This is a genomic window from Paenibacillus sp. FSL R7-0272 (genome assembly GCF_037969905.1).
Classification (GTDB): Bacteria; Bacillota; Bacilli; order Paenibacillales; family Paenibacillaceae; genus Paenibacillus; species Paenibacillus polysaccharolyticus.
Genome location: NZ_CP150221.1, coordinates 3,127,075 through 3,153,261, shown reverse-complemented (window position 1 = coordinate 3,153,261; position 26,187 = coordinate 3,127,075). Strand labels below are relative to the sequence as shown.

Here is a 26,187-nt window from a genome sequence, read left to right as displayed (position 1 = left end):
TCTTAACCATTTGTTCCAAGTGGTTTTTTGGCAAATTTAAAATGAATTAGTAGATGCGCCATGACTCCAGCCACAAGTCCCCAAAATGCTCCGCCGATGCCAAACAAAGTTACATTAGCCGCTGTTGCTAAAAATGTAATTAATGCCGTCTCCCGTCCGTTCGGGTCCGCCAGAGCGTTAGCCAGGCTGCCGCCGATCGTTCCAAGTAAAGCTAGCCCTGCTAATGTGGCGATAAAAGCTGCGGGAAGAATCAAAAATAATGCGGCTAAGGTCACGCCAAAAATTCCGACAGTTATGTAGAAGATTCCGCAGGCAATGCCCGCAATATAACGCTTGGACTTATCTTCATGAGCATCTTTCCCTGTGCAAATGGCTGCGGTAATGGCTGCCACGTTAAATGCATGTGAGCCGAATGGTGCAGCGATTAGTGAACCCAGTCCGGTTACCGTTAATATAGGGTTAGCACTCGTTCGAAAACCGTCATTGCGGAGGACCAGCATACCTGGCATGTACTGCCCCGTCAGCGTAATAATAAATAACGGCAGGGCCACACCGAGCAACGCTTGAATTGAGAATTCAGGCGCAGTGAATACAGGTAAAGCGACTGCGAGCTGAATGGAACTGAAATCCGTTTTTCCCATAATCACCAGGTAAATCAGACCGAGAACCAATATACCAACGATGGCATAGCGAGATGTAAACCGTTTTAATACGATATAGGCGGTGAACAACAGAATAACCAGTACAGGTTCGACCTTGGCCCCTTCAAACGCGGAGATACCAAACTGGAGTAAAATACCTGCAAGTAAACCCGAAGCGATCCCTGGCGGGATCAATCGCACGAACCGTTCGAACAAACCAGACATGCCCAAAATGATAAAACCCACGGCTGATATCATATAAGCACCTACGGCTTCTGAATAAGGAGTTACAGCCAGCATGGAGACAAGGAAGGCTGCAGCTGGAGTAGACCACGCAGTAATGATAGGTTCTTTGTAGCGGTAACTAAGCCATATCCCCGTGATCCCGACGCCAATCGAAATGGACCATATCCAGGATGCGGTCATTTCCGGGCTCAATCCAGCTGCTTTGGCCGCTTGAAACACAAGAATGAACGTCCCTCCGTAATTGACAATTACAGAAATTAAAGCAGCGGTCACTGGTGATATCAGATCGCGCCCGCGAATCTTATTAGATGCTGTTTTCAATGTAAACCCCTGCCCCTCAACTAATCTTCTATCTTTTTATGTTCGTTCCAGTAATATTCATCGGGCAGATAACGTGGGCCAAACACATTGGTTCCCACACGAACGATGGTCGCTCCCTCTTCAATCGCCATACTGAAATCACCGGACATACCCATCGATAACATTTCCATCTCGACGCGTGGGATGTTTCTCTCTCTGATCTGCATGCTGAGCTGTTTCAACAAGCGAAAACATTGGCGGGTCTCATCAGCTGATGCATGCAGCTTCCCTATCGTCATTAATCCTTTTACATGAAGCGTTTCAAATTGAGACAATTGTTCAACGAGCTCCACTGCATCCTCTGGAGAAGCACCGAATTTACTTTCTTCATAGGACGTATTAATTTGTACAAGAATGTCCATTGTCCGCTGTTCTTTGACAAGCTGATCATGCAAGACCTGCCCGAGCTTCAGACGATCCACCGAATGGATCATTGTCACATACTTAACTACCTCCTTAACTTTATTCGTCTGCAGATGGCCGATAAAATGCCATTCCAACGCTTTGGACTGCTCCATAAGAGGATATTTATCTCGCAGTTCCTGCACCTTGTTTTCTCCAAACAGATGTTCACCTGCCTGCACGGCAATCTGTAACTTCTCCAGCGGTACCGTTTTCGTGGCTAAAAGTAGCTGCACATCGTTAACATTTCGTCCAGAAGCCTTGCAAGCCAGTGCCATTTGTTTTCTAACCATTTTTAAATTTTCTTCAACCGGATAATCCAAGCCGGATGCCCCTTTCCACTCACCATTTGAATGACAGTATAACAATCTATGGATTGAATACATATATCCAAAGATATGATTTTTGAGCAATCCAAAACTCTGCAATATGCAATTGGAGTCACGTATGAGCTTGATTCCAGTTAAACCAACTATAATTCTCACAATAAAAAATCCCGCCTCCGGCTTTCTCAGCCAGAGCGGGATTCATACAATACCTTATAAATATTTGATTATTGATTCACGTTTTCCTTGGTTACCAGCTTCAATTCAGCCGGGATGGATTTCTCCACTTGTTTACCGCTCAGCACATCGAGTGCGGCTTGCAATGCAAGCTGTCCGATCAACTCAGGTTGTTGAGCTACAGTTGCTGTTAGTTTACCATCCTGAATCGATTTAATGGCATCATCATTACCATCAAATCCGATCACCGGGATATCTTTCCCCGAACTTTGGATTGCTTCAATGGCACCAAGAGCCATTTCGTCATTATGGGCAAACACGGCTTGCACTCCTGGATTACCTTGCAATAAGTTCTCCATGACATTCAACCCTTTGGAGCGGTCAAAGTCAGCGGATTGTTTCGCAACCACGTCCAGCTTTTGGTCTGCAATCTCGTGGAAACCTTTGCCACGCTCACGGGTAGCTGATGCACCCGGTACACCTTCAAGTTCAATCACTTTAGCACCTTCACCAAGCTGTTTCACGATATATTCAGCAGCCATGCGTCCACCCTTTGCATTATCGGAAGCAACAAGTGCTGCAACTTCACCTTTATCCGCAGAGCGGTCAAGCGTAATTACTGGAATGCCCACACTATTAGCGGATTGAACCGCTGTAGAGATTGCAGCGGAATCTGCCGGGTTAATCAGCAAAGCATCAACGCCTTGCTGAATCAAATCGTCCACATCATTCGTTTGCTTCGCAGAATCGTTCTGTGCATCTACGACAACAACCTGAATACCTTGTTTCTGTGCTTCGGCTACGACACCATCTTTCAGTGAAACGAAGAACGGGTTGTTCAGTGTCGAGATCGACAAACCGATTTTCTTCTGTTCCTTACCTCCGGCTGACTTTGGTTTCGCCCAGCCTGGCGGCTCCAGCGAACATCCGGCTAGAACAACGATCAGTATCATGCTAACAAGCGTTAGTGTCCATTTTTTCATGTTGTTTTCTCTCCCTTAAGCGGTTTTCTTGCGGTCCAGCAGGACTGCGATAGCAATAACGACACCCTTCACAACCATTTGGTAGAAGGAGTTCACACCGAGCAGGTTCAGACCGTTATTCAGCACACCAATGATCAGCACACCAATCAAAGTACCTACAATGCGTCCGCGGCCGCCGGAAAGGCTTGTTCCGCCCAGCACAACCGCCGCGATGGCATCCAGCTCATAAGATGTACCTGCCGTAGGTTGAGCGGAGTTCAGACGCGATGTCAGAATCGCGCCGGCCAGCGCAGCAAGCATACCTGCAAGGGAGTAGATCATAATTTTGACGCGGGATACTTTGATACCCGAGATGATGGAAGCTTTTTCATTACCGCCGATGGCGTACGTTTTGCGGCCGAAGGCCGTTTTATGCAAAATCGTCCACAGAATTACAAACGTAATCAGCATCGTAATTGCTGGTACTGGAATACCGAGCAAGTATCCGCGTCCAAACAATTGGAACAGCAGGCTATCGCCCAAACCTGTAATCGGATTACCATTGGTATATACCAGTGTCAGACCTCTAAAAATGGTCATCGTTGCAAGGGTTGCGATAAATGGAGCCATGTTACCCTTGGTAATCATCAGTCCATTCACCATACCCATGACTCCACCAAGGGCTACCCCAATGATGATGGACAGGATTGGATCAAGACCGGATAACATCATATTGGCTACGAAGGCACTAGATAGCGCAAGTATAGAACCAACCGACAAGTCAATCCCGCCAGTAAGAATAACAAACGTCATGCCAAATGCAATTAAAGCATTAATGGAAACCTGGCGTAGCAAATTTAGAATATTAAGTGGTTCCAAAAAGCTTGGATTGAGCACGGAAACAATCACAATTAGAATGATTAATCCGAGAAGTGGGCCGAGTTTTTGTGTTACGCTAGACAAGCGGAACCCGCTTTTGGCTGTTTTAGTATTCTGCATCGTTGTCATGTTACTGTCCCCCTGTAGCTAGAGTCATAATGTGTTCTTGTGTCGCTTGTTCCTTCGGTAGAACGCCGGTAATGTGACCTTCATGCACAACGGCAATGCGGTCGCTCATACCCAGCACTTCAGGCAGTTCGGATGAAACCATGATAATAGCTACCCCGCGATCCGTCAGTTCGTTCATGAGCTGATAGATCTCACGCTTCGCTCCAACGTCTACCCCGCGTGTAGGCTCGTCCAGAATGAGCACGCTTGGACCGATACCTACCCATTTGGCAATGACAACCTTCTGCTGGTTCCCACCGGACAAATTCCGGGCTGCGGTTTCCGAGGATTGGGTTTTGATCTGCAACCGTTTGATGAGTGTGTCTACAAACTCCTGCTCTTTCCCATTCGAGATGAAGCCTTTGTTGGAAAAACTGAATAGGTTCGTCAGTGCCATATTTTCACGGATGGAAAAGTCGAGCACCAGCCCTTCATCCTTCCGGTCTTCTGTTATAAAACCGATACCGTGCTTCACCGCATCCGCCGGTTTGCGAATGTTTACCTTTTTGCCACGTATCTTGATTTCTCCGCTGTCCAATCGATCCAGACCAAAGATCGCTCTCATGATCTCCGTACGCCCCGATCCCATCAGACCGGAGAAACCGAGTACTTCACCGGCTTTTACATCAAAGCTGACATTTTCAAATAATCCCTTCCGATTCGCTTCCCTCACCTCAAGCACGACTTCACCATATTTCGGATGACGGGACGGATAACGCTCAGTCAGTTCACGACCTACCATCTTGCGTACAACTTCATCAAAGTTTGTCTCGGGAATGGCTTTGGTATCCACGGTTCGCCCGTCACGCATAATGGTGATGCGATCACAGATCGTGAAAATTTCCTCCATTCGGTGAGAGATGTAAACAACGGATACGCCATTTTTTTGCACAGAACGAATGACCTCAAACAATTTCTGAATTTCACGTTCAGTCAAAGCCGCTGTAGGCTCGTCCATGATAATGACTTTGGCCTCGGTCATAAGCGCTTTAGCTATCTCAATCATCTGCTGCTGTCCGACAGAGCACTCTCCTGCAGGGCGTTCTAGCGGAATGTCCACCGAAAGTTTGGCGAATTGTTCACTAGCAAGCGCTTTCATTTGTTTTGTGTTCAGCAACCCCACGGAGGACGATATCTCTTTACCGATAAACAGGTTATCCAGTACCGTCATCTCAGGCCAGACATTCAATTCCTGGTGAATAAACGTAAGCCCAAGCTGCTCTGCTTCTTTTGGACTACCGAAGTACGTCTCTTTGCCATCAATCTCTATGGTTCCTTGATCCCGTTGGTGCAGACCGATCAAAATGTTCATCAGCGTTGATTTCCCGGCGCCATTCTCCCCCATCAGGGCATGAACCTCGCCTTCTTTTAATTCGAAATCCACACCGCTTAACACTTGATTTGTGCCAAACGCTTTATGGATATTATGCATCTGAATGTGCATGGTGCTGCCTCCTTTTAACCGAAATGAACTCCCGATTGTAAAATGCAATTGGCATACGGTGTAGCCTCGCCTGTACGAATAACGGCCTTCACTTGCCGGGTTAACGCTTTAAACTGCTCATGGTTCTGGCTATCATCTATGATCTGTGAATCAAATTTCTCATTCAGGTACGCAAGTGTCTGCGGATTCCCTTCATGGATTTCACTAGCGATGATCACTTTCTCAATGACCATGTCTTCCGCAATGATGTCCAGCACTTCACGAAAGCTTGGTGTACCAAGTTTGAGTGCCAGATCAATCTTGGGCACACCATCCGGAACGGGCAAGCCCGCATCCGCAATGGCAATTTGATCTGTGTGACCCAGATCAGACAAGATTTTAGAGATGTGACTGTTCAAGATGCCGTTTCTTTTCATTACAAGCTCTCCTCTACTTCGTCCCTGGTTGGCATACCGCCCTGTGCACCAAACTTGGTTACGGATAACGATGCCGCCCGATTGGCAAAACGCACACTGTCCTGAATCGACTTACCCTCAGCCAGAGCGACTGCAAATGCTGCATTAAATGTATCGCCAGCTCCGGTTGTATCTACAGCTTCAACTTTATAGGTTGGCACAAGTACCTCTTCATTACCGTCATAATATCGAACACCCTTACTGCCTTCCGTAATGAATAATTTGTTTGGATGTTGACGTAGCGCTTCCGCAGGCTTCATGCCTTTGAACAAAATTTCGGCCTCATGCTCATTAGGTGTAATATAAGATGCATTGTCGATCACCTCTTGTGGAACCGCACGGGCAGGAGCCGGATTGAGCAGTAAGGGTGTCTTGTATTTGGCACATAATTGGCTGACATGAATCACCGTTTCTTCTGGAATCTCTTGCTGGATCAGCACAATATCCGCGTTACGAATCGCTTCAGCAGCTTCATCCACATAAGCAGGTGTCACTTCGCGATTGGCCGCTTCGACCACCACAATGCTATTATCTCCCTCTGCCAAGATGATATGAGCTGTACCACTCTCCGAATGTGTAACCGGTTTCACATTGCTTGTATTTACACGATTTGCTTTAAAGTTTTCTAAAATGTCTGTACCGAATGTATCATCTCCAACACGGCCGATCATGACAACCTCGGCTCCCAAACGAGCTGCCGCCACAGCTTGGTTGGCGCCTTTCCCGCCGGGTACTGTCTTAAAACTTTCACCAAGCACGGTTTCTCCCGCGCCCGGTCTTCTGGAGGATGTCACAACCAAGTCCATTGAACTGCTACCAATAACACAAATGTTAGCCATCGTTTCTCACCTTTCTCGTTGTTCCCCGTTCAATGAAAGACACGGGCAACTGTATGTTTTTATTCTCCATCTTATTTTGCTCTACTAACTGAATAAGTAATCCTGCTGCTTCTCTGCCCATTTCATATGCTGGCTGCCTGATCGTAGACAATGCCGGTGACAACAATCCACTCATTGGAATATCGTCAAACCCGATAACCTGTACATCATTCGGGACGTTCCTCCCAATCCGGTAAGCTTCATGCAAAACCGCCATTGCGGCGATGTCATTACTGGCAATAACGCCGTCCGTGTCCGGAAATTTTCTGAACAGTTCCTCCGCCCATACACCTGCCTCATTAAATGAAAAAGAGGTGGTTTGAATGACCTCATGATCCAGTCCTGCTTCCCGGATGACTTCAATCGCTCCTTCAAACCGATCTTGAGCCGGCCGAATATGGGATGGTCCTTGCATAACGGTAATTCTTTTGCTGCCCCGTTTGATGATCTCTTTGGCAGCAAGCCTTCCGCCTTCTCTGCCGTCGGCATAGACCGAAGGTCGTTCCAGCGAAGTTCTGTCCAGAAAGACAACGGGAATCTTCAGCTTTTCATATATCGAAGAGTGAGGGTAATTGGTGGATGAGATCACACCCACTACGTTATTCTGGATAAACGTCTGGATGTAATCATGCTCCTTCCGTTCATCCTCATCACTGTTTCCAAATATTAAGCGGTAATCCTGCTCTTGCATCCGATCCTCCACCCCCCGCGCAAGCTGAGGGAAATAAGGATTCGCAATGTCTGGAAGCAGTAGACCAATCAGTTTCGACTTGCGTGTGTATAGTGAACGTGCCACTTCATTCGGTGAAAAGTGAAGTGCCTTGACAGCCTCTTCAACTTTCTTGCGAGTATCTGCGTGCACATAGCCCCTGTCATTAATCACTCTGGATACCGTGGCTACGGATACACCGGCCAGATTTGCTACGTCTTTAATTGTTGTCATGGAATGTTCTCCTTATGTGTAACCGGTTACAGACATAAATTATCACATTATTTTTCATTTGGCAAGCGCTCTGTTGTTGGAAATAAAATCCATACACACTTTTCTCGCGATCATCTCTGTAATTTCTCTCATCACTTCATAACAAGGTTGCCTGCTCCAATCCATTTTTCTTCCAACACAAAAGCAGGTTTTTATGATATGGTCTATAAGGCATGATTGTTTATTCTTACATACAGATGTGCACAACAAGCGAGGAGAAGATTAAGCGTGATCGAGAGAGATTCAACACTCATTAGTCCAAAGGCAACAGAACATACGCAAAGTGAAAGTACAGCACGAGAAAACAAAAATCAAGGGGAACAGGAGAATCTGAGCAAATTAAGCGATCCATTCATTGTGATGCTCATTGCAGGCTTATGCTGCTTATTATGGGGGAGTGCCTATCCTTCCATCAAACTCGGCTATGTTGCTTTTCACATTTTACCCGAAGACATTGCTTCAAAATACGTTTTTGCCGGGTATCGATTCAGTTTGGCAGGTATATTGCTGTTACTTCTATATCGCGTTGGTTTCAGACGCAAGCCAAAGCTTAGCGGACGTGAATGGGCAGGTTTGAGCATGCTAGGCGTACTGCAAACAGGACTGCAATATATGTTTTTTTATGTAGGCGTAGCCAACACCACCGGTGTCAAAGGGTCCATCATGAATGCAACAACGACGTTTTTCAGTGTTGTATTGGCCCATTTTATCTATAAAAATGATAAGCTGAGCCGTAACAAAATCATCGGCTGTGTAATCGGGTTTATTGGAGTCATTATCGTCAACTTTCATGCAGACTTACTTACCTTTTCATTCTCTTTCACAGGAGAAGGATTTATCATTATGGCCGCTCTCGTTTTCTCGGTAACAGCCATTTACGCGAAGCGTTTAACTGGAACAATTGATGTTATGGTGATCACCGGCGTTAGTCTTCTAGTTGGCGGATTGGTGCTGACTCTGCTCGGTCTGTCACTCGGAGGTCAAGTTACTCATTTTACATGGGAATCCACACTGAATCTGGTGTATCTGGCTTTGCTGTCATCCGTGGCCTTTTGCCTGTGGAATCTGCTTCTGAAGTACAACAAAGTAGGCAAAGTATCGGTTTATAATTTCTTAATCCCCATCTTTGGTGCCCTGTTATCCGCATTGTTTCTTGGAGAAACGATCTGGGAACTAAAAAATCTTGTTGCGTTAATATTAGTATCTGTTGGCATTTATCTGGTCAACCGTGTAAACGCACTTCGAATGACAAAAAGCCGCTAATCAGCGGCTTTTGTTTATAATATCACAATATGATCATGTAAGAGGAAACATCTCCCTCTAGTTCCAATTACCTAAACCATAATATCATACTTTCTCCCACGGTAAATGTAAATAATAAGGAGTACGTGGCCCACTCCTTATACCATTAAAACAAACAAAAACCCTGCTGTTTTTCCTTAGCAGGGTCCAAAATAAGTTAATATTAATCAGAATAGCATTCGAGCATACAGCTTTTTATAGGCAAGAATACACTACGTTGCGTAAACGGCGCTGCACATAATGCTCCTGGCTGTTCAAGAGATGTTGTGCATACATCACCGTCAGTCCAGAATCCGGATCGATAATCGCCATACAGCCTGCCGCACCGGCCCATCCAAATTCACCAACCGGACTCAGTGATCCACTGCCTGCTGGGGAGATATGTGTACGAACCCCGAGACCATAACCGTATCCATACATATGATCCCATGAAAAGTCTGGTCGTGTCATGTCATTTAGATGATCGGCTCTCATGAGCTCCACGGAAGCTCGGGACAAAATCCGCACGCCTTCAGGGCTTGTGCCAAATCCGGTCAGTGCATTCAGGAACTTGGCGTAATCGTTCACAGTAGATAACAATCCGGCACCGCCACTATCCAGTTCTGTACCTACACGGAAACCGTTGCCGTCCATTCGTACCGCTTTATCTTGCTCTTCATCAAAAAGATATTGCGGAATCAAACGAGATTGTTGAGCTTCATTCAGGTCAAAGGTGGTATCATGCATACCAAGTGGTTTAATGATCTCATCTTGCAAATACGTGCCGAATCGTTTGCCACTTACGACTTCGACCAGTGCACCAAGCACATCATGACACATGCTATAATTCCAGTGGGTACCCGGCTCAAACATGAGTGGTTCTTTGGCCAAAGCTCTCGCAAACTCTCGCGTTGGCAGTGTTCCATTCGTGCGTTCTACGGCTTCCTTGATACTTGGCGAATGGATATCATATGAAAAACCAGCAGTCATCGTAAATAGATCACGCACCGTTATTGGTCTTGTCGCTTTCTCATAGTACACCTCGCCATTCGGAAGTGCCTTTTTCACCTGCATTTCCTCAAATTCAGGTAAGTACTGAGAAAGCGGGTCAAGTAAAAGGATATCCCCTTTCTCAACCAGTTGCAGTGCAGCAACACAGGTCATAATCTTGGTCATGGAGTACAAATTAAAGATGGCGTTATCCCGAATTGGAGTCTTCTCCTCCAGATTCTCAAATCCATTGCGATACTGGAAAACGGTTTCGTTTTGATGCATAATAAGCACTTCTGCCCATGGAACTCTCCATGAGGTTAAACGATCAATTAATGAAGCAACCGGTTTAAAGTCCATATTTCCCCATCCTTATATGTAAAATTGTGTTGTTTGTGCCATGAAGAGCACTTAGCGAAATATACTTCTCTTCCCTACGACATATACTACTATACGACCTTTTGAACCTGTTGACTAGTTTGATTAAATGTTAATTTCGTCAGGCCAGATATTGCATTTCAAATGGCAAAAAGCCGATCCATAACTGGACCAGCTAATAACCTTAATATCATATTCGCACGTTAATTTGGATAAGATCGTCTATTCTCAACCGATTTCATACGATTCTGGTCATCCGTTACGTGATCCTGACTAAATTCCTGCCCTGCCTCCATCTCACCATGACCGGATACGTTGCGGGAGAAATTGGTAAATTGTCTTTTGTGCTCATCCTGTTCGTGCTTCTGTTTCAAAAGTTCCTGCGGGTCTTGCTTTGTCATCGCACTAACCTCCATATTGAAATGTCTTGTACGTCTTCTCACTACATAAATCGAACTAAAGAGAATTTGCACACCAATCCAGTTCGACTCATATACAAAAGCTTTCCATACAGAAGCCCCACTTATGCAAGTAAATGCAAGTAATCCAGGTTAACGCAAAGGAAAGGAGATCATTCCCAATATGACGCGCCTTCTCTTGTCTTATCCGCTGGGTGTGAACACCCCGGTGTACAAAGGTAATCCTCCCGTCGTGATACAGCAACAATCCAGTATCGCTCAAGGTGATGCCTACAACCAGTTTATTGTCTCAAGCCTTAATCATAATGGTACACATATTGATGCGCCGTGGCATTTTAATCCTCAAGGCAAAAAGATCAGTGAGATTCCGATAGATGATTTTATTTTTACACACCCCGTGGTGATTGATATTCCCAAAAGTGATGATGAGTTGATCACCAAAGCTGATCTGCAGCCTTATGAGCATCAGATCGCTGGAGCTGACCTGCTGCTGATTCGCACGGGATTTGGCAGAATTCGCTCATCTGATCCTGACAGATACGCCAATCATAACCCGGGTTTATCCGCCTCGGCAGCACAGTACCTGATGATTTTCAACTCCTTGCGTGCTATTGGTATCGATATGATATCCGCTGGTGCAGCGAATCATCCAGACGAAGCCGTTGCTTTTCACCAGATTATTCTGGGTAAAGGTCGGGTCGACGGTAAGTACATTCTCGTCATTGAAGATCTGAATCTGAATCAGGATCTTTCCCATATCTCTAGGGTCTACGCGATCCCTCTGTACATCGAAGGCGTCGACAGCAGCTTTGCTACTGTTTTTACGGAAGATTAAGGCTGGCTAGCGGAATGATTATGTATTTGTGAAAAAAAGATAAGAACAAGCGCTGACAAGAGGGCTACTCTTATCAACGCTTGTTCTTAGTGAATGTCTTTCTTCTTGAAATTGCCGCCCTTCACTTCGGCTACATCGTAGACAACAACAAAGGCTGTAGGGTCAATCTCGTTAATGATTTCTTTGATTTTACTCTCTTCCATCCGGTTGATGACACAAGTGATTTCCTTGAACTGCTCGTTGGAGTATCCACCATATGCCTCGGTGTACGTTGCTCCACGTCCGAGTCGATCACGAATCGTTTCCACCATGACTTCCGGTTGTGTTGTAATAATTTTGAATGTCTTCGAACCGCTCAAACCTTCTTCGACAATATGTATCACTTTAGAAGCAATAAAGTATGCCAGTCCAGACAAAATCGCGCCTTGCAGACCAAATACGGTCGAAACAACAATAAATACAAACATGTTCAGGAATAGAATCAGGTCACTCGTTCCGAACGGCAGTTTACGTGATAACAACACGGCAAGCATATCAATTCCATCAAGTGCTCCGCCGTTACGCAGTGCAAGCCCCATACCAAAACCGATAATGATACCACCTACAACCGTAACCAGCAACGTATCCCCTTTAATAATCGTAGGCACATGATGCATCAGACTGGCACTAATCGCCAGTGAAGCAATTCCAATGACGGAGTAAAGTGCAAAGCTTTTACCAATCTGCTTGTAACCGAGCCACACAAACGGAATGTTCAGCAATCCAATTAGTAATCCGAGTGGCAATTCGAACAAATTTGAGCCGACGATACTGAGACCGGTTACGCCACCATCGGATACCTGGTTTGGAATCAATATGGCCTCCAGACCATAGGCCGTGATGAATCCCCCGATAATGATGAGTAGCGCTTTGGAAAGGATTTTGAGCTGGTTCGACTTGTGCGGTTTGTGTTGATGCATTCCATTTCCCCCTTGATAAACGATAAACACGATAAATTTTAACAAACATAAAAAATAGTCTATAACAAAAATCACACATTTGGCAATAGAAGGGCAATCCAAAAGTTAGTTCAGTCTTCCGATTGCATTCTTTCTACGTTACATTATTTCCTGATGAAGGATCGATATGCCGTAATTTTAAGTTCCAACATTTCATTCGCTGCATGGAGCGTATTCATCTGCTGTTCAACGGCTTTTTTATGGTTCTCCAGCAGCTTCAAACGTTCTGTAGCGGTATGCTCTCCTTCCTGAAATAAAGAAGCATACTGCTTAATCTTCGCGATTGGCATTTGTGTTTCTTTTAGCTTGATGACAAACTGCAACCATTTAAGATGAGATTCATTATAGCGCCTGTCCCCACTGGAGTCACGCAAAGGAATTATAATTTGTTCCTTCTCATAATAACGCAACGTATGTGCGCTGATGCCCAGCATCTCGGCGACTTCTCCGATCGTATGCATGGTTGTTTCACCTCCTCCTTCAGATGGCTTGACTTAGAGTAAACTCTAATCAGTATAATCAATTCGTGGTCATCCCACAATAATGCTTAGCACTGATCCCAGGAGGAATTCACATGAAATATACCGTTATTACAGGTGCCAGCTCAGGTATCGGCTATGAAGCCGCTTTGGCTTTTGCAGCCAGAGGCAAACATCTCATTTTAGCTGCGCGCAGAACAGAAGCTTTGGATTTGTTAAAAAATAAAATTGCCGAACTCAACTCGGAACTCGATGTTGTTGTTCGTACAGTGGATTTGTCCATTGCCGCAGATGTACATGCTTTCTATGAAAGCTTGAAAGGTTACTCCATTGAAACATGGATCAACAACGCAGGCTTTGGCAACTTTGCTTCGGTCGGTGAGCAAAATTTGCCTAAAATCGAGCAAATGCTTCATCTGAATATTGAAGCACTGACGATTCTCTCCACTCTATATGTTCGGGACTATGCCAATACTCCGGGCACGCAGATCATCAACATCTCTTCAGGGGGCGGCTACACTATCGTTCCGGATGCGGTGACCTATTGTGCCACGAAGTTTTATGTCAGTGCCTTTACCGAAGGGCTAGCACAAGAACTCCAAAGCAAAGGCGCTCCAATGCAAGCCAAAGTGCTTGCTCCTGCAGCCACAGAAACTGAGTTTGCCGAACGTGCCTTTGATCTGGATCAATTCCAGTATGAAGGCCGTGTGCCCAAGTTCCATACAGCCGAGCAAATGGCTGGATTTTTACTCGATCTCTATGACAGCAAACATGTTGTAGGTATTGTGAATGGTCTAACGTATGAATTCGAACTGAAAGACCCAATCTTCCCCTATGCCGCAAGAGCTGCAAGCAAACCTGTCGATTCTAACGAATAATAGAAGTAGCCAAAAAAGGCTGTCCTCTGGTCACACAAAGTTGTGACCTTGGACAGCCTTTTTACTTGTACTGCACTATGATTGCTCTCTATTGTAATATCTCTATATTGCTCGGATATATAATAAAGTATTATGCCAAGCGCATTTTGAAATCCTGATATCCGAATTCACGTACAACTTCGCAATCTCCATCTTTGCGTTTCACAGCTATTGCTGGCAAAGGCATGCCGTTGAACGTATTGGTTTTAACCATGGAGTAGATCGCCATGTCTTCAAATACAAGACGGTCGCCTTCTTTCAAAGGCTCATCGAATGAATAGTCGCCAATCACGTCACCAGACAGACACGTTTGGCCACCCAGACGATACAGGTGCGCTTTCTCGCCTGCTTCTCCTGATCCGATCAATGGCGGACGATAAGGCATCTCCAGAACATCTGGCATATGACAAGTTGCAGAAGTATCCAAAATGGCAATATCCATGCCGTTTTTATGGAAGTCCAGTACGGAAGTCACCAGATAACCTGCGTTGAGGGCAACCGCCTCTCCCGGCTCCAGATACACTTCCAGACCGTAGTCATTTTGCATCCGTTTAATGCATGCTTCCAGTCTTGGAATGTCGTAATCTTCACGGGTAATATGGTGTCCTCCGCCGAAGTTAATCCATTCCATCTGTGGAAGCCACTGTCCAAACTTTTCAACAACTGCATTCAGCGTTGTTTCGAGATCATCCGAGTTTTGCTGGCACAGCGTGTGGAAATGAAGTCCAGATACCCCTTCAAGCAACTCTGCACGGAAATCTTCCTGCTTCGCGCCGAAGCGTGAACCTGGAGCACACGGATCATAGATCTCGTGGCCTTCCTGGGTGGAGCATTCCGGATTCACACGCAAACCAACCTTACAGCCAGCTTGCAGTGCTTTATCCTTGAATTTCGCCAGTTGTGAAAAGGAATTAAAAATGATGTGATCACAGATCGAAACAATTTCATCCATCTCTTCCTCACGAAAAGCCGGAGCAAAGACATGATTCTCTTTGCCCATCTCTTCGTGACCGAGACGCGCTTCATACAAACCGCTCGCAGTCGCACCGCTCAGGTACTCTCCAATGAGCGGATACATCGCCGTCATGGAGAATGCCTTCTGCGCGAGTACGATCTTCGCTCCTGTACGTTGCATTACACCGTTCAGGATTTTCAAGTTTTTCTCAATCAGACCTTCGTCAACAACAAAACAGGGTGTCGGTAATTGCTCGAACCGCATGTTAGCGAACAAGCTCCGATTCTTTGGCTTTGGACTCTTCTGGCAGTTCGTCTACGAGAACCGGATTGAAGTCTTCTACCCAAGGAAGTCCCCATTTGTTCAGTTCTTCCATGAATGGATCCGGGTTGAACTCTTCCACGTTGTAAACGCCTGGTTTGTTCCATTTGCCTGTCATTACCATAGCTGCACCGATCATTGCCGGAACACCAGTTGTGTAAGAGATCGCTTGGGAACCTACTTCTTTATAGCACTTTTGGTGGTCACAGATGTTGTACACATAATATGTTTTGTCTTGACCGTCTTTTTTACCTTTGAAGATACAACCGATGTTCGTTTTACCTACTGTACGAGGTCCGAGTGATGCAGGGTCAGGCAGTACAGCTTTCAGGAACTGCAAAGGAATGATTTGTTTTCCTTCGAACTCGATCGGCTCGATGGAAGTCATGCCTACGTTTTCCAGAGCTTTCAGGTGAGTCAGATAGCTTTGACCAAATGTCATGAAGAAACGGATGCGTTTCAAGCCAGGGATGTTTTTCGCCAAGGACTCCAGCTCTTCATGGTACAACAGGTACATATCTTTTTCGCCAACTTCTTTGAAGTCGTACACACGTTTGATTTCCATCGGTTTAGTTTCGATCCATTCACCATTCTCCCAGTATCTGCCGTTCGCAGAAACTTCACGAATGTTGATCTCAGGGTTGAAGTTAGTAGCAAATGGGTAACCATGGTCGCCGCCATTGCAGTCGAGGATATCGATATATTCGATCTCGTCAAAATAGTGTTTCAATGCGTATGCGGAGAATACGCCAGTTACGCCAGGGTCAAATCCGCTACCCAGCAATGCAGTGATGCCTGCTTTTTCGAAACGCTCTTTGTAATCCCATTGCCAGCTATATTCGAATTTCGCCGTATCTTCCGGCTCATAGTTTGCTGTATCCATGTAGTTAGTTTTCGTAGCCAAGCAAGCATCCATGATCGTCAGATCCTGGTATGGCAGTGCCAAGTTCATTACGATATCCGGTTGGAACTCGTTGATCAATGCAATCAGCTCATCTACATTGTCCGCGTCCACTTGAGCTGTTGTAATTTTTGTTTTACCGCCGTCCAATTTTGCTTTCAGATCATCACATTTGGATTTGGTACGGCTTGCGATACAGATTTCTTCAAAAACCTCGCTGTTTTGAACGCATTTGTGTACTGCTACAGAAGCCACGCCGCCGGCGCCGATGATTAGTGCTTTTCCCATTTTCTCATTCTCCTATCCCCATAATTAGGATTTTTTAGTTTTTGTTTTTTTTCGTAAAATTCCAAGACGTTCGCAGTTGTATTGTTTCATTATGCAACGTCCACCCGCTCCTGATACAATAAAAAAAGCAAGGTGAAAAATGTCGCACTTTTGCGCACACCATCACACTTGCTTGTCGATATACATCATAAAAAAGACGTGAAGACTCCTTGACCAAAAAAGTCCATAAGAACCCCTTCAGCGGAAAGCTTCTTCATGTATATCAATATTGGATCAGAGTCTATATAGCAAATAATTCGCCTTTACCACTCTTATTGACCGTTTCACAAGTTGATGTGCAGATGCACTGGTTGTAAAGTAACCAACTTATAAAATTTGAGCTTTGAACTCAATCAATAAGGCAACAGAAGTTGCCAATCGGCATTTGACCCGGCTGTCCGTATGGCCTTAACTCCTCGGTAGAAGTGGTCAAAAATTATCTGCTGGAAAGCTCTAATTCATATTGATAAATCAACTTTCCAAAATCACAGGTATTACACTATCAGACGTTTCCCGAAAAATCAAGGGATATTTTAAAATTTATTTTTTATTTTTATTAGATCAGGAATCAACAGGTCGTCATAACCTCTAAAGTCATCTTCAGCGTTTCCCACTAGAGATCAAACGTTTCTGCATAAATATGCCCCCTCTTTTATTCAAGTCCACTTCTCACGTAATTATAGATAAAGTCATGACTGTTATATTTTAACTTCAGCCTCTATCCTTCTGTATTGATTTAATCGATATATCCTCCTAATGAATCCATACTTTTTCGAAAAAACGTTTCTCCATTTGTCCATATATTTCTCAGACGGCGATTTACGAACAATTCAAACAATTTACGGGAATGTAATCCAAAAAGTAGCAAAGCTTGAACTGTGTCTATAAAGTACAATTTTTAAATTGAAATACGGTGCATATTAATAAACTATTATTGGATATTCATTCACACTAAATCTTTGCACAATGAGTAAATTTGCACATTGTGCAAATTGTTGTTATGCTTATTTTCACAAATGAGATACTGTGGATATTATCCTTTAATCCATCTTAAGGAGGTGAACGCATAGGCGGTATAACATTATGAAACGAACGTTGCGACACTTAAAAAAAAAAGCCACGGAGAAAGCCCTTGCCGGAGTTGCTTTTAATCTGACGCTGGAGCATGGACTAGATGGATTTACGGTAGAAGATATCGTGCGACAGGTCGGATGCTCTCGTAGAACATTTGCCAACTACTTTACGTGCAAGGAAGAAGCTGTTGCGCTTGGAGCTCTATCTGTACCAAATACAGCCGAGCTTGAACATCTGATCACAGAGATTCCGGATCATGCCTCACTGCTGGAAATAATGTATGAACTGGTTAAAATGCAACTCACGTCCGAATTGATTGGCAGACTGCATCAACTTGTCATCTTGTCCCGAACCTATCCCGTGCTTGAACCTCACTATTTGGCAGCGATGCACAGACTGCAAACTCAGGCGCAGGAAACCCTGCTCGACCTGTCGAACGGACAAAATGACGAAATCTACACATACCTTCTGATCAGCGCCATTTATGGCACCGTGTTACCCTTGATTGAAGGAAGACTTAATGTACTGTTGCCTGGAAAGCAAATCCCCGCAGGCTCAGGTTCAGATGCAGTCCTGTTTGAGCAGTTTATGGAAACGGTGTTTGATCATTTGCGAAAAGGATTTTAAGCCCCTTCTTTTATCGTCTTTAATCATAATCCACCATTAGAATTGTCATACTTATAATAGAAGGAGTGTAAAAAAAGAGAAATGTCTACCTTATTATATAAAATAGGAAAAACCGCTTTTCGCAAGCCCGGATATTTCATCATTGGCTGGGTGATCATTCTGGGGATCGTCATCTCCATGATCAGTATCAACGGCGTGCACATCAGCTCGGAAATGAAAATTGAAGGAACAGAATCACAGAAAGTTTTGGATCAGCTTGCAAAAGAACTGCCTGCCGCCTCCGGCGGTCAAGGAAGCGTTGTGTTCAAAGCGCCGGACAATCAGCGGTTGGATACACCTGAACGTACCGCTGCCATTATGAAAGGTGTCAGCGAAGTATACGGGCTGGATAAAGTGATTAATCCAGCCGACTATGCAGCTGCGCAAGGGAACAGCTCAGGGGCATCTGCGGACGCGGCTCAATTGATGAACTTGGCCCAATCGGCCACAGCCTCGCCGCCTCCATACGGACCATTCATGGTGAACAACGTTCCCGTACCAGGTTTGTTAATCTCATCGGATGGTAGCACAGCACTGTTTCAGTTCCAATTCACGATTGAACAGTCTGCTATTACGCAAGATGTGTTTGATTCTGTTATTCAATCGGTCATGAAGGTTGAAGAAGGCACACAGATTAAGGTATTGCCTGGTGAAACGCTTAAATCCGTATCCATCGGGGTTGGTTCCGCCGAAATTGTAGGGCTGGTTATCGCGGTCATCGTACTGCTCATTACCCTTGGTTCCGTTGTTGCAGCAGGCCTGCCGCTGATCACAGCCCTTCTTGGTGTCGCTATTGGGGTTGGGGGAGCATTCTCGATCTCCAAATTTGTTGATATGCCAAGTGTGACATCCGTTTTGGCTCTAATGGTAGGTTTGGCTGTCGGCATCGACTATGCACTTTTCATCGTCAATCGTCAGCGCCGGATGATTATTGACGGGCGCCTAAGCGCACAGGAAGCTACAGCGCGGGCAATTGGCACATCAGGCAGTGCTGTATTTTTTGCCGGCTTAACCGTCATTATTGCCCTCTGCGGTATGCTCGTCATCGGACTCACTTTCTTGTCCACGATGGCACTCGTCGCAGCGGCAACGGTACTGATCAACGTATTCGTTGCATTAACCTTACTGCCAGCCTTGCTCGGCCTTGTTGGTGAACGAATCTGCTCGAAGAAAGCTCGTGCGAAAGCTACCAACTCATCAGAAGCGTCAAGCCATGGCGTGGCTAACAGATGGGTCAAATTCGTTATTAAACATCGCTGGGCGACCGTTATTGCGATTATCCTTGTCCTTGGTTTTGCTGCTACCCCGATTACTAAAATGGAAATGGGCATTCCGGGAGCTTCCTCAGCAAACCTGGATACGGATGCAAGACAGAGCTATGATGCCATTTCGAAAGGTTTTGGTGAAGGCTTTAACGGGCCGCTAATCCTGGTGGCTGATCCACGTAATGCCTCTGCCAAAATGACACCAGAGCTTCTGGGTGGACTCGCCATGGAGTTGCAGGGTCAGAATAACGTGGCTCAAGTCTCTCCTTTAGGGATGACGGAGGATTTGGCTATTTTCAGTCTCATTCCCAAGACAGGTCCTAACGATCAATTGACCAAGACGTTGGTTAACGACCTGCGGTCAGCAGACTCTAATATGGCTAAGACCTATGACGTCAAACTTGGCGTAACCGGACTTACCGCCGTAAATATTGATATGTCCGCCAAGCTGGCTCAGGTTTTCCCGATCTATGTAGGTATCATCATTCTACTTTCATTGATTATCTTGTTGCTTGTGTTCCGTTCGATCATCGTTCCGATCAAAGCAACGATTGGTTTCCTGCTTAGCATTCTAGCCACATTCGGTATGACAACTGCAGTGTTCCAATGGGGCTGGTTGCACTCCCTCTTTGGTTTCGATACAGGCGGCCCGTTGCTCAGCTTCATGCCTATCATCGTAACCGGGATTCTCTACGGTCTTGCCATGGATTATCAGGTATTCTTGGTTAGCTCGATGCGCGAATCCTATGTTCATGGTTACCGTGGAACGGAATCCGTTATACATGGTTATAATCAGGTTAGTCGTGTCGTTGTTGCCGCTGCGGTTATCATGGTTTCCGTATTCGCTGGTTTTATCTTTACTGATGATGTCATGATTAAACAGATCGGCTTCACACTCGCGGTAGGTATTTTAGTTGATGCTTTTATCATTCGCATGGCTCTGGTTCCGGCCATTATGGCGATGTTTGGCGATAAAGCTTGGTCTCTTCCGAAATGGCTGGATCGCATCCTGCCTAATCTCGATGTGGAAGGCGAAAAACTGATTGCTTCCCTCAATGCCCAAAACGAAGTTAAGTCACAGTCGGGTTCCAAATCATAACGGATTTTCAATAATATATCTTCAACAAAAGGCCTCCTCAGCTCATGAGGAGGTCTTTACATTAAGCCTATTATCTAACACAAAACTATCTAACCCAAACAACTCTCGCACATCAATATACATGCTATAGCATGTATTAAATGTTCTTTAACTCTCTATCTTAAATTCACTTAATCTTCTTGCACATTCATGTACAGCTTTTCTAATATTGCCTTTAATTGTTCCAGTTCCTCAGGCTCTATCCCTCGTGTAACATAGTTATGAGCGTCTTGGACCGTTAACAACAACTTTTCTTTCACTTCTTCTCCTTTGGGAGACAAATATAAATGGTGTGAACGTTTATCTTGATCATTAACGATACGTCGAACCATTCCTTTACGCTCTAGTGAATGGATCATTCGAACGACAGTCGTTTGATCCCGATCGATAGCCTCTGCCAGCTCTTTTTGAGTCGTAGCTTTATCGAGATCCATGAAAGATATAATACTCCATTGTTCAGGTGTGACCTCGTAAGGCTTCAATTGTTTGATAAAATAATTCGTAAGCTTGAGATCTGTTCGGTGAATTAAAAAACCAGTCACACTGTATAAGTCCATTGTTGTACCCTCATTCATCATTTTCTTACACCCAATTATAGGTGATCTGAACGAATGTTACAAACGACACTCATCAAGGAATGAGGCGGCTAAACTGATTTTCAATCAGATACTTGCTTAATTAATCAATTTTAAATTTATATCCTAACCCCCATATCGTTTTGATCATAGAGGAGGAACCCGCCGAAATGTAATCCAGCTTTTCCCGAACTCGTTTGATGTGTGTGTCTACGGTACGATAGTCCACACTATAATCATAGTTCCATACATTTTGAAGTATATTCTCTCTCGAAAACAACTTATCTGGTGACGTCGCTAAATAAAATAACAATTCGTATTCTTTAGGAGTTAAATGAATCTCTTTCCCCCTAGAAGACAATTTGTGATCGTCTTCCAAAATGAAATCACGCAATTTCAATCTTCGATAAAAAGTAAGGTTTTCGTGATTCCCCGCTTGTCTTCTCCGAACGACACTTCTAATACGATGAACGACTTCACGTGGACTAAACGGTTTGGTGACATAATCATCCGCTCCTGACTCAAAACCTTGAATAACATCCTCTTCACTATCTTTTGCAGTTAAAATTAAGATGGGAGTTGTCTTATATTGACGTATTCTTGAAGTTACGAAAAAGCCATCCATGCTAGGTAACATGACATCAAGGATCAACAGATCGTAGTCATAACGAAGTGCTTTTTCCAGACCAATCTCTCCTGTGGTAGCTTCATCTACTTCGAAACCTTCTCTCTCTAAATACAACCGTAGAAGATTTCGAATTCTCAGCTCATCATCAACAATTAGAATTTGTTGGGATTGTAATACCATCTTACGTCTCCTCCTTATTCAGCGCTTAGAAGAAATAATACAGTGATACAATCAAGCTAAGTACGAACAAAACAATGGCAGGAATGGATTTTTGTATGGGATCTTTAGCTAAAACAATCAAAGTAAAGGCTCCAGCAAGCATTGTACCTCCCAGTAACAATCCTGCCCAAAATGCAACACCAGGTATCCATATGCCAGCAAGCATACCCATAGCTCCAACAATCTCAAACGATCCGGTCAAAATATTAAAGAATGAAGGCAATCCAAAACGTTTGAATTCATCGGCCATCTTCCCCGAAATAATCTTGCTTCCTGTAACCAGGAAAAAGAGGCCTAACAGAACCTGTAAAACCGTAATAAAAATGAACATCGCTATCCTTCTTTCATTCGTTATTACATATAGATCGCAAATCAATTACATGCTATACCATGTATCTGGTCTGTGACTCTGCTTATGAAAAAGATTATTTAGTTGCACTGACAGCACTCACGTTTAACAACAACCATCAATCCCATTGGCATTCTATATGCTATAGCATATATTTTGTTTTAAATTTAATCTAATGTCAACCCCGGAGTATAACTTTATTGAAATGTAACCATTCATACGTTATCTCGAATAAAAAAATAAGAATCACTTTCAAGCGTATGCTCTAATCTATACTCGAAAGTGATTTTTGTGTTCAACCTTTCATATCAATCGAACTAGAATCAAGCCGTAATGTCCTGCACAGGGCTCTTAAATCGTGCTGAACTGCATGCTCTGACGAAAGCTGCAAATAACTGCTGACTGTACCCGTCAACGGCATAACTATACTCTGGATGCCACTGAACTGCGAGTACAAACGAATCACCCGGCTTGACGACAGATTCAACTAATCCATCCTCCGCAATGGCAACAGCCACTAATTGATCGGATAACGTTTTGATGCCCTGATGATGATAGCTGTTAACCTGAATCTGATCCGTCTGCAAGATATCATGAAGCAGATTATTTTTTTTAATATGTACGGAATGTACGAGATTGGTGTATGGGGGTTTTTGCTGATGGACAATCTCCTGCTCTGCTTCCATATCTGTAGGAATATCCTGATATAACGTACCGCCTAATATTACGTTAAACAGCTGTAATCCGCGGCATATGCCGAAGGCAGGTTTATCTATTGCAATCACTTTTTTAAACAGAATAACCTCCATCTGATCCCGCTCCATACACAACTCGCCACAGACGCTCTGCATCCGCTCATCATAAAGTTCCGGATTAACATCATGGCCACCAGTAAACAGAAATCCGTCAAAGGTGTGCGCCAGCGTTGTGATCATGTCCTCGTCTGTCGTTAATGGCAGCATGACCGGGATACCACCTGAATCTTCAATGGCCTTCATATAGTCAGGAAGCATCCAGTAACTTTTTTTGTCCGTATCGTATAAAGGAAGTACCCCTATCATCGGTTTGTTCATCTCAAGCCACCTCCTGTTTTAATATTGGATTCAGCGCTTCATCCGTTGTTTATGTTGTAATGGGGTTTACATTCAAGTTTGTTTTATTTTATCAGAGTTTTCGTTGAACAACATGCACAAAACCTTGCATTTCCTTACCTGTTACATCCTCTGTTAGCTTGAGAAAAAATAGATTTCAACGTAAAAAAAGCCGCTGTACCCAGCGACTTTCCTTAACGTCTTAGAGTGTAAATCGTTGAACCAGCTGTTGCATATTGTCAGCCGTTTGGGCCAGCTGAACCGTGGATGCCGAGATTTCCTCCATTGCAGCCATTTGTTCCTGTGCCGCTGCCGAGGTTGTCTGAGCACTGTCCGCAGACAGCTTCGAGATGTCCGCCATCTCGGTTACTGCAGCCGAAACTTGTTCGGTACTCGCAGACAGCTCTTCAGATATACTGGAGATATCCTGAATCTGATCTACTATTTTAGACGTGTGCTGTTCAATGTTCCGAATGGTTTTGGAAGCTTCTATGCTAATGCGCATACCCTCACTTACCTGATTCCGAACCTGCTGATTCATCAGCATTGTCGACTGTTCAATCAAGTTCAGCATGTGCTCAATAGTACTGCCAATCTGTTCGGCGCTTTGTTTGGACTGCTGGGATAGCTCGCGAACTTCCGAAGCAACAACCGCAAACCCTTTGCCATGTTCTCCAGCTCTGGATGCTTCAATGGAAGCATTTAATGACAACAGATTCGTTTGACGAGAAATATCTGCTATGGCATCGTTCATCTGACTTGCTTCCGAGGAAAGAGCAGACAATTGATTCATCAGTGAACTGGTTTCTTCCACGACTTCCAATATGAGTCCCATCTGTTCTTCCACTTGTTTAATCGTATCGCCACCGCTTACTACTGCACGTTCTGTCTCTTCGGCCGAATCCACAATCGTCGTTGCAGATGCTGCTATGGTGCTGATTCCTCTTGCCATCTCTTCCACAGCATTAGCGGTTTGACGCGAGCTTTCAGCTCCATTTACGGCTGTCTCAGCCGTTTGTTGCATAATCTCGGCTACATGCTGAACAGATTGGGTCGTCTGCTCTGTGCTCTCTTGAATCATCTGTGAAGATTCCCCCAGCAACGAAGAGGTCTTGTTCAGTTCAAGGACAACAGATTGAAGGGATTGAGTCATTTCATCAAAATCCTGAGCCAGCATACCAAATTCGTTAGCAGAATTCAGACCAACTCGCTCAGATAGATTGCCCTCACGTACTTTACGTGCAGCCACTCTGAGTTTTCTCATCGGAACAATAAAGGCTCTCAATATCAGAAAAATGATCCATCCGGCAATAAGGACCGAGATGCCAATGACCGTCAGACTTGTAATCAAAATTGGTTTGGCTGCAACAATAAAGTCTTCATGCCCCATAAGCACAATCACATTCCATCCCGTTAAGGCGTTAACACCGTTATATACATCCAAATCATATTCCAGGTCTGTACGTACAAAATGAGAGAAAGCCATGGGCTCATCCATATCAGACGCCGTATTAGGGTTTACCGGGATGCCTTCGATCAGTGGTCCACCCAGTTCACCGCCCCCTCCTTTGGAAATAGCTCCTGACCAAGCCGCTATGGAACGATTGCGATCCACAACAATTAAGCTGCCATTACCGCCAACCTCTATCGCGGCGAGCTCTGTTGCTAATGAAGTCAGATCCAGTTGAATGCGTACAGCCCCTTTATCACCCGAAAGTCCCTTTGATATTTCTACGTATATTTTTCCGGAGGCTGCATCTTTGGTAATGTTCGAAAAATGAATTTTGCCACCATCGCTAATGGCGCTTTTGTACCATTCGGTATTGCGAACATCGGAGGTTGTTTCTTCGATATTGGAGTTCGTAATAAACTTCCCTTGTTCATTCGCCATAGAAAAAGCCAAAATCTCCGGATATGTAGTCGAGAAACGATTCATGTCTAGCCTAACTTCTTCATACTGCTCCGTTCCTGGATTTGTACCCACCAAATCGTCTATATAATGAAGTAACTTCACTCGCTCACCAACGGTGTTGTTAATATGCTGCCCTACCATCGTTAAGATCGTTTGGATGGGTGCTGTCATTTTTTGCTGAACCTGATCCTTGGCACTGGTATACGAAAAATATCCGATAAGTGCGGTAGGAATCAAAAGTACAGCAAGAAATGCGATTGTCAGACGTGTGCTCATCAAACGTAATGCCGAAATCCCTTTTTTCCAAAATGAAACCTTTCTCTTGTTCTGCTTCAATCCAATCTCCCTTTCTGAATCAAATCAGTTGACTTTTATTTAATAAACTCAGCTTCAATTTCGCCATCATCCTGCGTTAAAGACGGGAATGGAGCCAAGTTGATCATTGGATAAACGCAAAAAAACCCATGCATACACACACTCAGAGAAAAACTGAGTGCATGTAAACATAGGTATTGCCTGAAAAAATCAGTAACAAGCCTTATTTGAACC

The 26,187-nt window shown here is 44.5% G+C and carries 24 protein-coding genes; 5 read left to right on the top strand and 19 right to left on the bottom strand.

Going from position 1 to position 26,187, the window contains the following annotated elements; genetic code table 11:
• Positions 1 to 2: 2 nt before the first annotated feature.
• The 8 genes from MKY23_RS13980 to MKY23_RS13945 form a co-directional block, all read right to left on the bottom strand.
• Positions 3 to 1,208, bottom strand: a complete 1,206-nt coding sequence (locus tag MKY23_RS13980; protein ID WP_221788721.1) for a benzoate/H(+) symporter BenE family transporter — start codon at positions 1,206 to 1,208, stop codon at positions 3 to 5.
• A gap of 20 nt (positions 1,209 to 1,228) precedes the next feature.
• Positions 1,229 to 1,972: a YggS family pyridoxal phosphate-dependent enzyme gene (locus MKY23_RS13975; protein WP_090915889.1), complete on the bottom strand. Its 744-nt coding sequence runs from the start codon at positions 1,970 to 1,972 to the stop codon at positions 1,229 to 1,231.
• Positions 1,973 to 2,202: 230 nt separating this feature from the next.
• Positions 2,203 to 3,135, bottom strand: a complete 933-nt coding sequence (rbsB, locus tag MKY23_RS13970) for a ribose ABC transporter substrate-binding protein RbsB (RefSeq protein WP_090915885.1) — start codon at positions 3,133 to 3,135, stop codon at positions 2,203 to 2,205.
• Positions 3,136 to 3,150: 15 nt separating this feature from the next.
• On the bottom strand, positions 3,151 to 4,122 hold the full coding sequence (gene rbsC, locus MKY23_RS13965; RefSeq protein WP_221788720.1) for a ribose ABC transporter permease: 972 nt from the start codon (positions 4,120 to 4,122) through the stop codon (positions 3,151 to 3,153).
• 1 nt (position 4,123) lies between these two features.
• On the bottom strand, positions 4,124 to 5,605 hold the full coding sequence (locus MKY23_RS13960) for a sugar ABC transporter ATP-binding protein (protein ID WP_221788719.1): 1,482 nt from the start codon (positions 5,603 to 5,605) through the stop codon (positions 4,124 to 4,126).
• A 14-nt stretch (positions 5,606 to 5,619) separates the two neighbouring features.
• Positions 5,620 to 6,021: a D-ribose pyranase gene (rbsD, locus tag MKY23_RS13955; protein ID WP_154889159.1), complete on the bottom strand. Its 402-nt coding sequence runs from the start codon at positions 6,019 to 6,021 to the stop codon at positions 5,620 to 5,622.
• Positions 6,021 to 6,899 carry a ribokinase gene (gene rbsK / locus MKY23_RS13950; protein WP_221788718.1) on the bottom strand — a complete coding sequence of 293 codons (879 nt, stop codon included), beginning with the start codon at positions 6,897 to 6,899 and terminating at the stop codon, positions 6,021 to 6,023. Before rbsK ends, rbsD begins: the two co-directional genes overlap by 1 nt.
• Positions 6,892 to 7,881 carry a LacI family DNA-binding transcriptional regulator gene (locus MKY23_RS13945; protein ID WP_221788717.1) on the bottom strand — a complete coding sequence of 330 codons (990 nt, stop codon included), beginning with the start codon at positions 7,879 to 7,881 and terminating at the stop codon, positions 6,892 to 6,894. The genes rbsK and MKY23_RS13945 overlap by 8 nt, the downstream gene beginning before the upstream one ends.
• Positions 7,882 to 8,148: 267 nt before the next feature.
• Here MKY23_RS13945 and MKY23_RS13940 point away from each other — a divergent pair, with 267 nt between their 5' ends.
• Positions 8,149 to 9,183, top strand: a complete 1,035-nt coding sequence (locus MKY23_RS13940) for a DMT family transporter (RefSeq protein WP_312027613.1) — start codon at positions 8,149 to 8,151, stop codon at positions 9,181 to 9,183.
• 234 nt (positions 9,184 to 9,417) lie between these two features.
• Here MKY23_RS13940 and MKY23_RS13935 read toward each other — a convergent pair whose 3' ends face one another.
• Positions 9,418 to 10,551 (bottom strand): serine hydrolase domain-containing protein, encoded by a 1,134-nt coding sequence (locus MKY23_RS13935; protein ID WP_090915870.1) that lies wholly within the window; start codon positions 10,549 to 10,551, stop codon positions 9,418 to 9,420.
• 221 nt (positions 10,552 to 10,772) lie between these two features.
• Complete coding sequence (locus MKY23_RS13930) at positions 10,773 to 10,970, bottom strand: hypothetical protein (RefSeq protein WP_145330658.1); 198 nt, start codon at positions 10,968 to 10,970, stop codon at positions 10,773 to 10,775.
• Between the two features lie 181 nt (positions 10,971 to 11,151).
• Here MKY23_RS13930 and MKY23_RS13925 point away from each other — a divergent pair, with 181 nt between their 5' ends.
• Complete coding sequence (locus MKY23_RS13925; protein ID WP_090915866.1) at positions 11,152 to 11,823, top strand: cyclase family protein; 672 nt, start codon at positions 11,152 to 11,154, stop codon at positions 11,821 to 11,823.
• A gap of 86 nt (positions 11,824 to 11,909) precedes the next feature.
• Here MKY23_RS13925 and MKY23_RS13920 read toward each other — a convergent pair whose 3' ends face one another.
• Both MKY23_RS13920 and MKY23_RS13915 read right to left on the bottom strand, forming a co-directional pair.
• Positions 11,910 to 12,782 (bottom strand): YitT family protein, encoded by an 873-nt coding sequence (locus MKY23_RS13920; RefSeq protein ID WP_339838957.1) that lies wholly within the window; start codon positions 12,780 to 12,782, stop codon positions 11,910 to 11,912.
• A gap of 143 nt (positions 12,783 to 12,925) precedes the next feature.
• The gene (locus MKY23_RS13915; protein WP_339838953.1) at positions 12,926 to 13,282 is read right to left on the bottom strand and encodes a MerR family transcriptional regulator; all 357 of its coding nucleotides are present in this window, start codon (positions 13,280 to 13,282) and stop codon (positions 12,926 to 12,928) included.
• A gap of 113 nt (positions 13,283 to 13,395) precedes the next feature.
• On the opposite strand from MKY23_RS13915, the gene MKY23_RS13910 reads away from it, so the two are divergent.
• Positions 13,396 to 14,178 carry an SDR family NAD(P)-dependent oxidoreductase gene (locus MKY23_RS13910; RefSeq protein ID WP_221788715.1) on the top strand — a complete coding sequence of 261 codons (783 nt, stop codon included), beginning with the start codon at positions 13,396 to 13,398 and terminating at the stop codon, positions 14,176 to 14,178.
• Positions 14,179 to 14,308: 130 nt separating this feature from the next.
• Here the strand turns inward: MKY23_RS13910 and nspC are convergent, their stop codons facing one another.
• On the bottom strand, positions 14,309 to 15,436 hold the full coding sequence (gene nspC, locus MKY23_RS13905; RefSeq protein WP_339838948.1) for a carboxynorspermidine decarboxylase: 1,128 nt from the start codon (positions 15,434 to 15,436) through the stop codon (positions 14,309 to 14,311).
• A 1-nt stretch (position 15,437) separates the two neighbouring features.
• Positions 15,438 to 16,682, bottom strand: coding sequence for a saccharopine dehydrogenase family protein (locus tag MKY23_RS13900; protein ID WP_339838945.1), 1,245 nt, complete (start codon positions 16,680 to 16,682; stop codon positions 15,438 to 15,440).
• A gap of 1,122 nt (positions 16,683 to 17,804) precedes the next feature.
• Here MKY23_RS13900 and MKY23_RS13895 point away from each other — a divergent pair.
• Positions 17,805 to 18,422, top strand: coding sequence for a TetR/AcrR family transcriptional regulator (locus MKY23_RS13895; RefSeq protein ID WP_339838942.1), 618 nt, complete (start codon positions 17,805 to 17,807; stop codon positions 18,420 to 18,422).
• Between the two features lie 81 nt (positions 18,423 to 18,503).
• Complete coding sequence (locus MKY23_RS13890; RefSeq protein ID WP_339838939.1) at positions 18,504 to 20,825, top strand: MMPL family transporter; 2,322 nt, start codon at positions 18,504 to 18,506, stop codon at positions 20,823 to 20,825.
• Between the two features lie 170 nt (positions 20,826 to 20,995).
• Here MKY23_RS13890 and MKY23_RS13885 read toward each other — a convergent pair whose 3' ends face one another.
• From MKY23_RS13885 to MKY23_RS13865, 5 genes are all read right to left on the bottom strand, one after another.
• Positions 20,996 to 21,421: a MarR family transcriptional regulator gene (locus MKY23_RS13885; protein WP_154889184.1), complete on the bottom strand. Its 426-nt coding sequence runs from the start codon at positions 21,419 to 21,421 to the stop codon at positions 20,996 to 20,998.
• 121 nt (positions 21,422 to 21,542) lie between these two features.
• On the bottom strand, positions 21,543 to 22,247 hold the full coding sequence (locus tag MKY23_RS13880) for a response regulator transcription factor (protein ID WP_339838936.1): 705 nt from the start codon (positions 22,245 to 22,247) through the stop codon (positions 21,543 to 21,545).
• A gap of 25 nt (positions 22,248 to 22,272) precedes the next feature.
• A complete protein-coding gene (locus MKY23_RS13875) occupies positions 22,273 to 22,623 on the bottom strand; it encodes a DoxX family protein (protein WP_339839424.1) in 351 nt (116 codons plus the stop codon).
• A gap of 335 nt (positions 22,624 to 22,958) precedes the next feature.
• A complete protein-coding gene (locus MKY23_RS13870; protein ID WP_339838933.1) occupies positions 22,959 to 23,708 on the bottom strand; it encodes a gamma-glutamyl-gamma-aminobutyrate hydrolase family protein in 750 nt (249 codons plus the stop codon).
• Positions 23,709 to 23,928: 220 nt separating this feature from the next.
• Positions 23,929 to 25,914, bottom strand: coding sequence for a methyl-accepting chemotaxis protein (locus MKY23_RS13865; protein ID WP_339838931.1), 1,986 nt, complete (start codon positions 25,912 to 25,914; stop codon positions 23,929 to 23,931).
• Between the last annotated feature and the right edge of the window lie 273 nt (positions 25,915 to 26,187).

Excerpts from the sequence above, each read along its gene's own strand:
- MKY23_RS13925 (WP_090915866.1), top strand. The coding sequence starts at position 11,152 with ATGACGCGCCTTCTCTTGTCTTATCCGCTGGGTGTGAACACCCCGGTG.
- MKY23_RS13910 (WP_221788715.1), top strand. The coding sequence starts at position 13,396 with ATGAAATATACCGTTATTACAGGTGCCAGCTCAGGTATCGGCTATGAA.
- MKY23_RS13870 (WP_339838933.1), bottom strand. The coding sequence starts at position 23,708 with ATGAACAAACCGATGATAGGGGTACTTCCTTTATACGATACGGACAAA.
- rbsK (WP_221788718.1), bottom strand. The coding sequence starts at position 6,899 with ATGGCTAACATTTGTGTTATTGGTAGCAGTTCAATGGACTTGGTTGTG.
- MKY23_RS13920 (WP_339838957.1), bottom strand. The coding sequence starts at position 12,782 with ATGCATCAACACAAACCGCACAAGTCGAACCAGCTCAAAATCCTTTCC.
- rbsD (WP_154889159.1), bottom strand. The coding sequence starts at position 6,021 with ATGAAAAGAAACGGCATCTTGAACAGTCACATCTCTAAAATCTTGTCT.
- nspC (WP_339838948.1), bottom strand. The coding sequence starts at position 15,436 with ATGCGGTTCGAGCAATTACCGACACCCTGTTTTGTTGTTGACGAAGGT.
- MKY23_RS13930 (WP_145330658.1), bottom strand. The coding sequence starts at position 10,970 with ATGACAAAGCAAGACCCGCAGGAACTTTTGAAACAGAAGCACGAACAG.
- rbsB (WP_090915885.1), bottom strand. The coding sequence starts at position 3,135 with ATGAAAAAATGGACACTAACGCTTGTTAGCATGATACTGATCGTTGTT.
- MKY23_RS13945 (WP_221788717.1), bottom strand. The coding sequence starts at position 7,881 with ATGACAACAATTAAAGACGTAGCAAATCTGGCCGGTGTATCCGTAGCC.
- MKY23_RS13880 (WP_339838936.1), bottom strand. The coding sequence starts at position 22,247 with ATGGTATTACAATCCCAACAAATTCTAATTGTTGATGATGAGCTGAGA.
- MKY23_RS13915 (WP_339838953.1), bottom strand. The coding sequence starts at position 13,282 with ATGCATACGATCGGAGAAGTCGCCGAGATGCTGGGCATCAGCGCACAT.
- MKY23_RS13890 (WP_339838939.1), top strand. The coding sequence starts at position 18,504 with ATGTCTACCTTATTATATAAAATAGGAAAAACCGCTTTTCGCAAGCCC.
- MKY23_RS13885 (WP_154889184.1), bottom strand. The coding sequence starts at position 21,421 with ATGGACTTATACAGTGTGACTGGTTTTTTAATTCACCGAACAGATCTC.
- MKY23_RS13960 (WP_221788719.1), bottom strand. The coding sequence starts at position 5,605 with ATGCACATTCAGATGCATAATATCCATAAAGCGTTTGGCACAAATCAA.
- MKY23_RS13935 (WP_090915870.1), bottom strand. The coding sequence starts at position 10,551 with ATGGACTTTAAACCGGTTGCTTCATTAATTGATCGTTTAACCTCATGG.
- MKY23_RS13865 (WP_339838931.1), bottom strand. The coding sequence starts at position 25,914 with ATGAGCACACGTCTGACAATCGCATTTCTTGCTGTACTTTTGATTCCT.
- MKY23_RS13900 (WP_339838945.1), bottom strand. The coding sequence starts at position 16,682 with ATGGGAAAAGCACTAATCATCGGCGCCGGCGGCGTGGCTTCTGTAGCA.
- rbsC (WP_221788720.1), bottom strand. The coding sequence starts at position 4,122 with ATGACAACGATGCAGAATACTAAAACAGCCAAAAGCGGGTTCCGCTTG.
- MKY23_RS13895 (WP_339838942.1), top strand. The coding sequence starts at position 17,805 with ATGAAACGAACGTTGCGACACTTAAAAAAAAAAGCCACGGAGAAAGCC.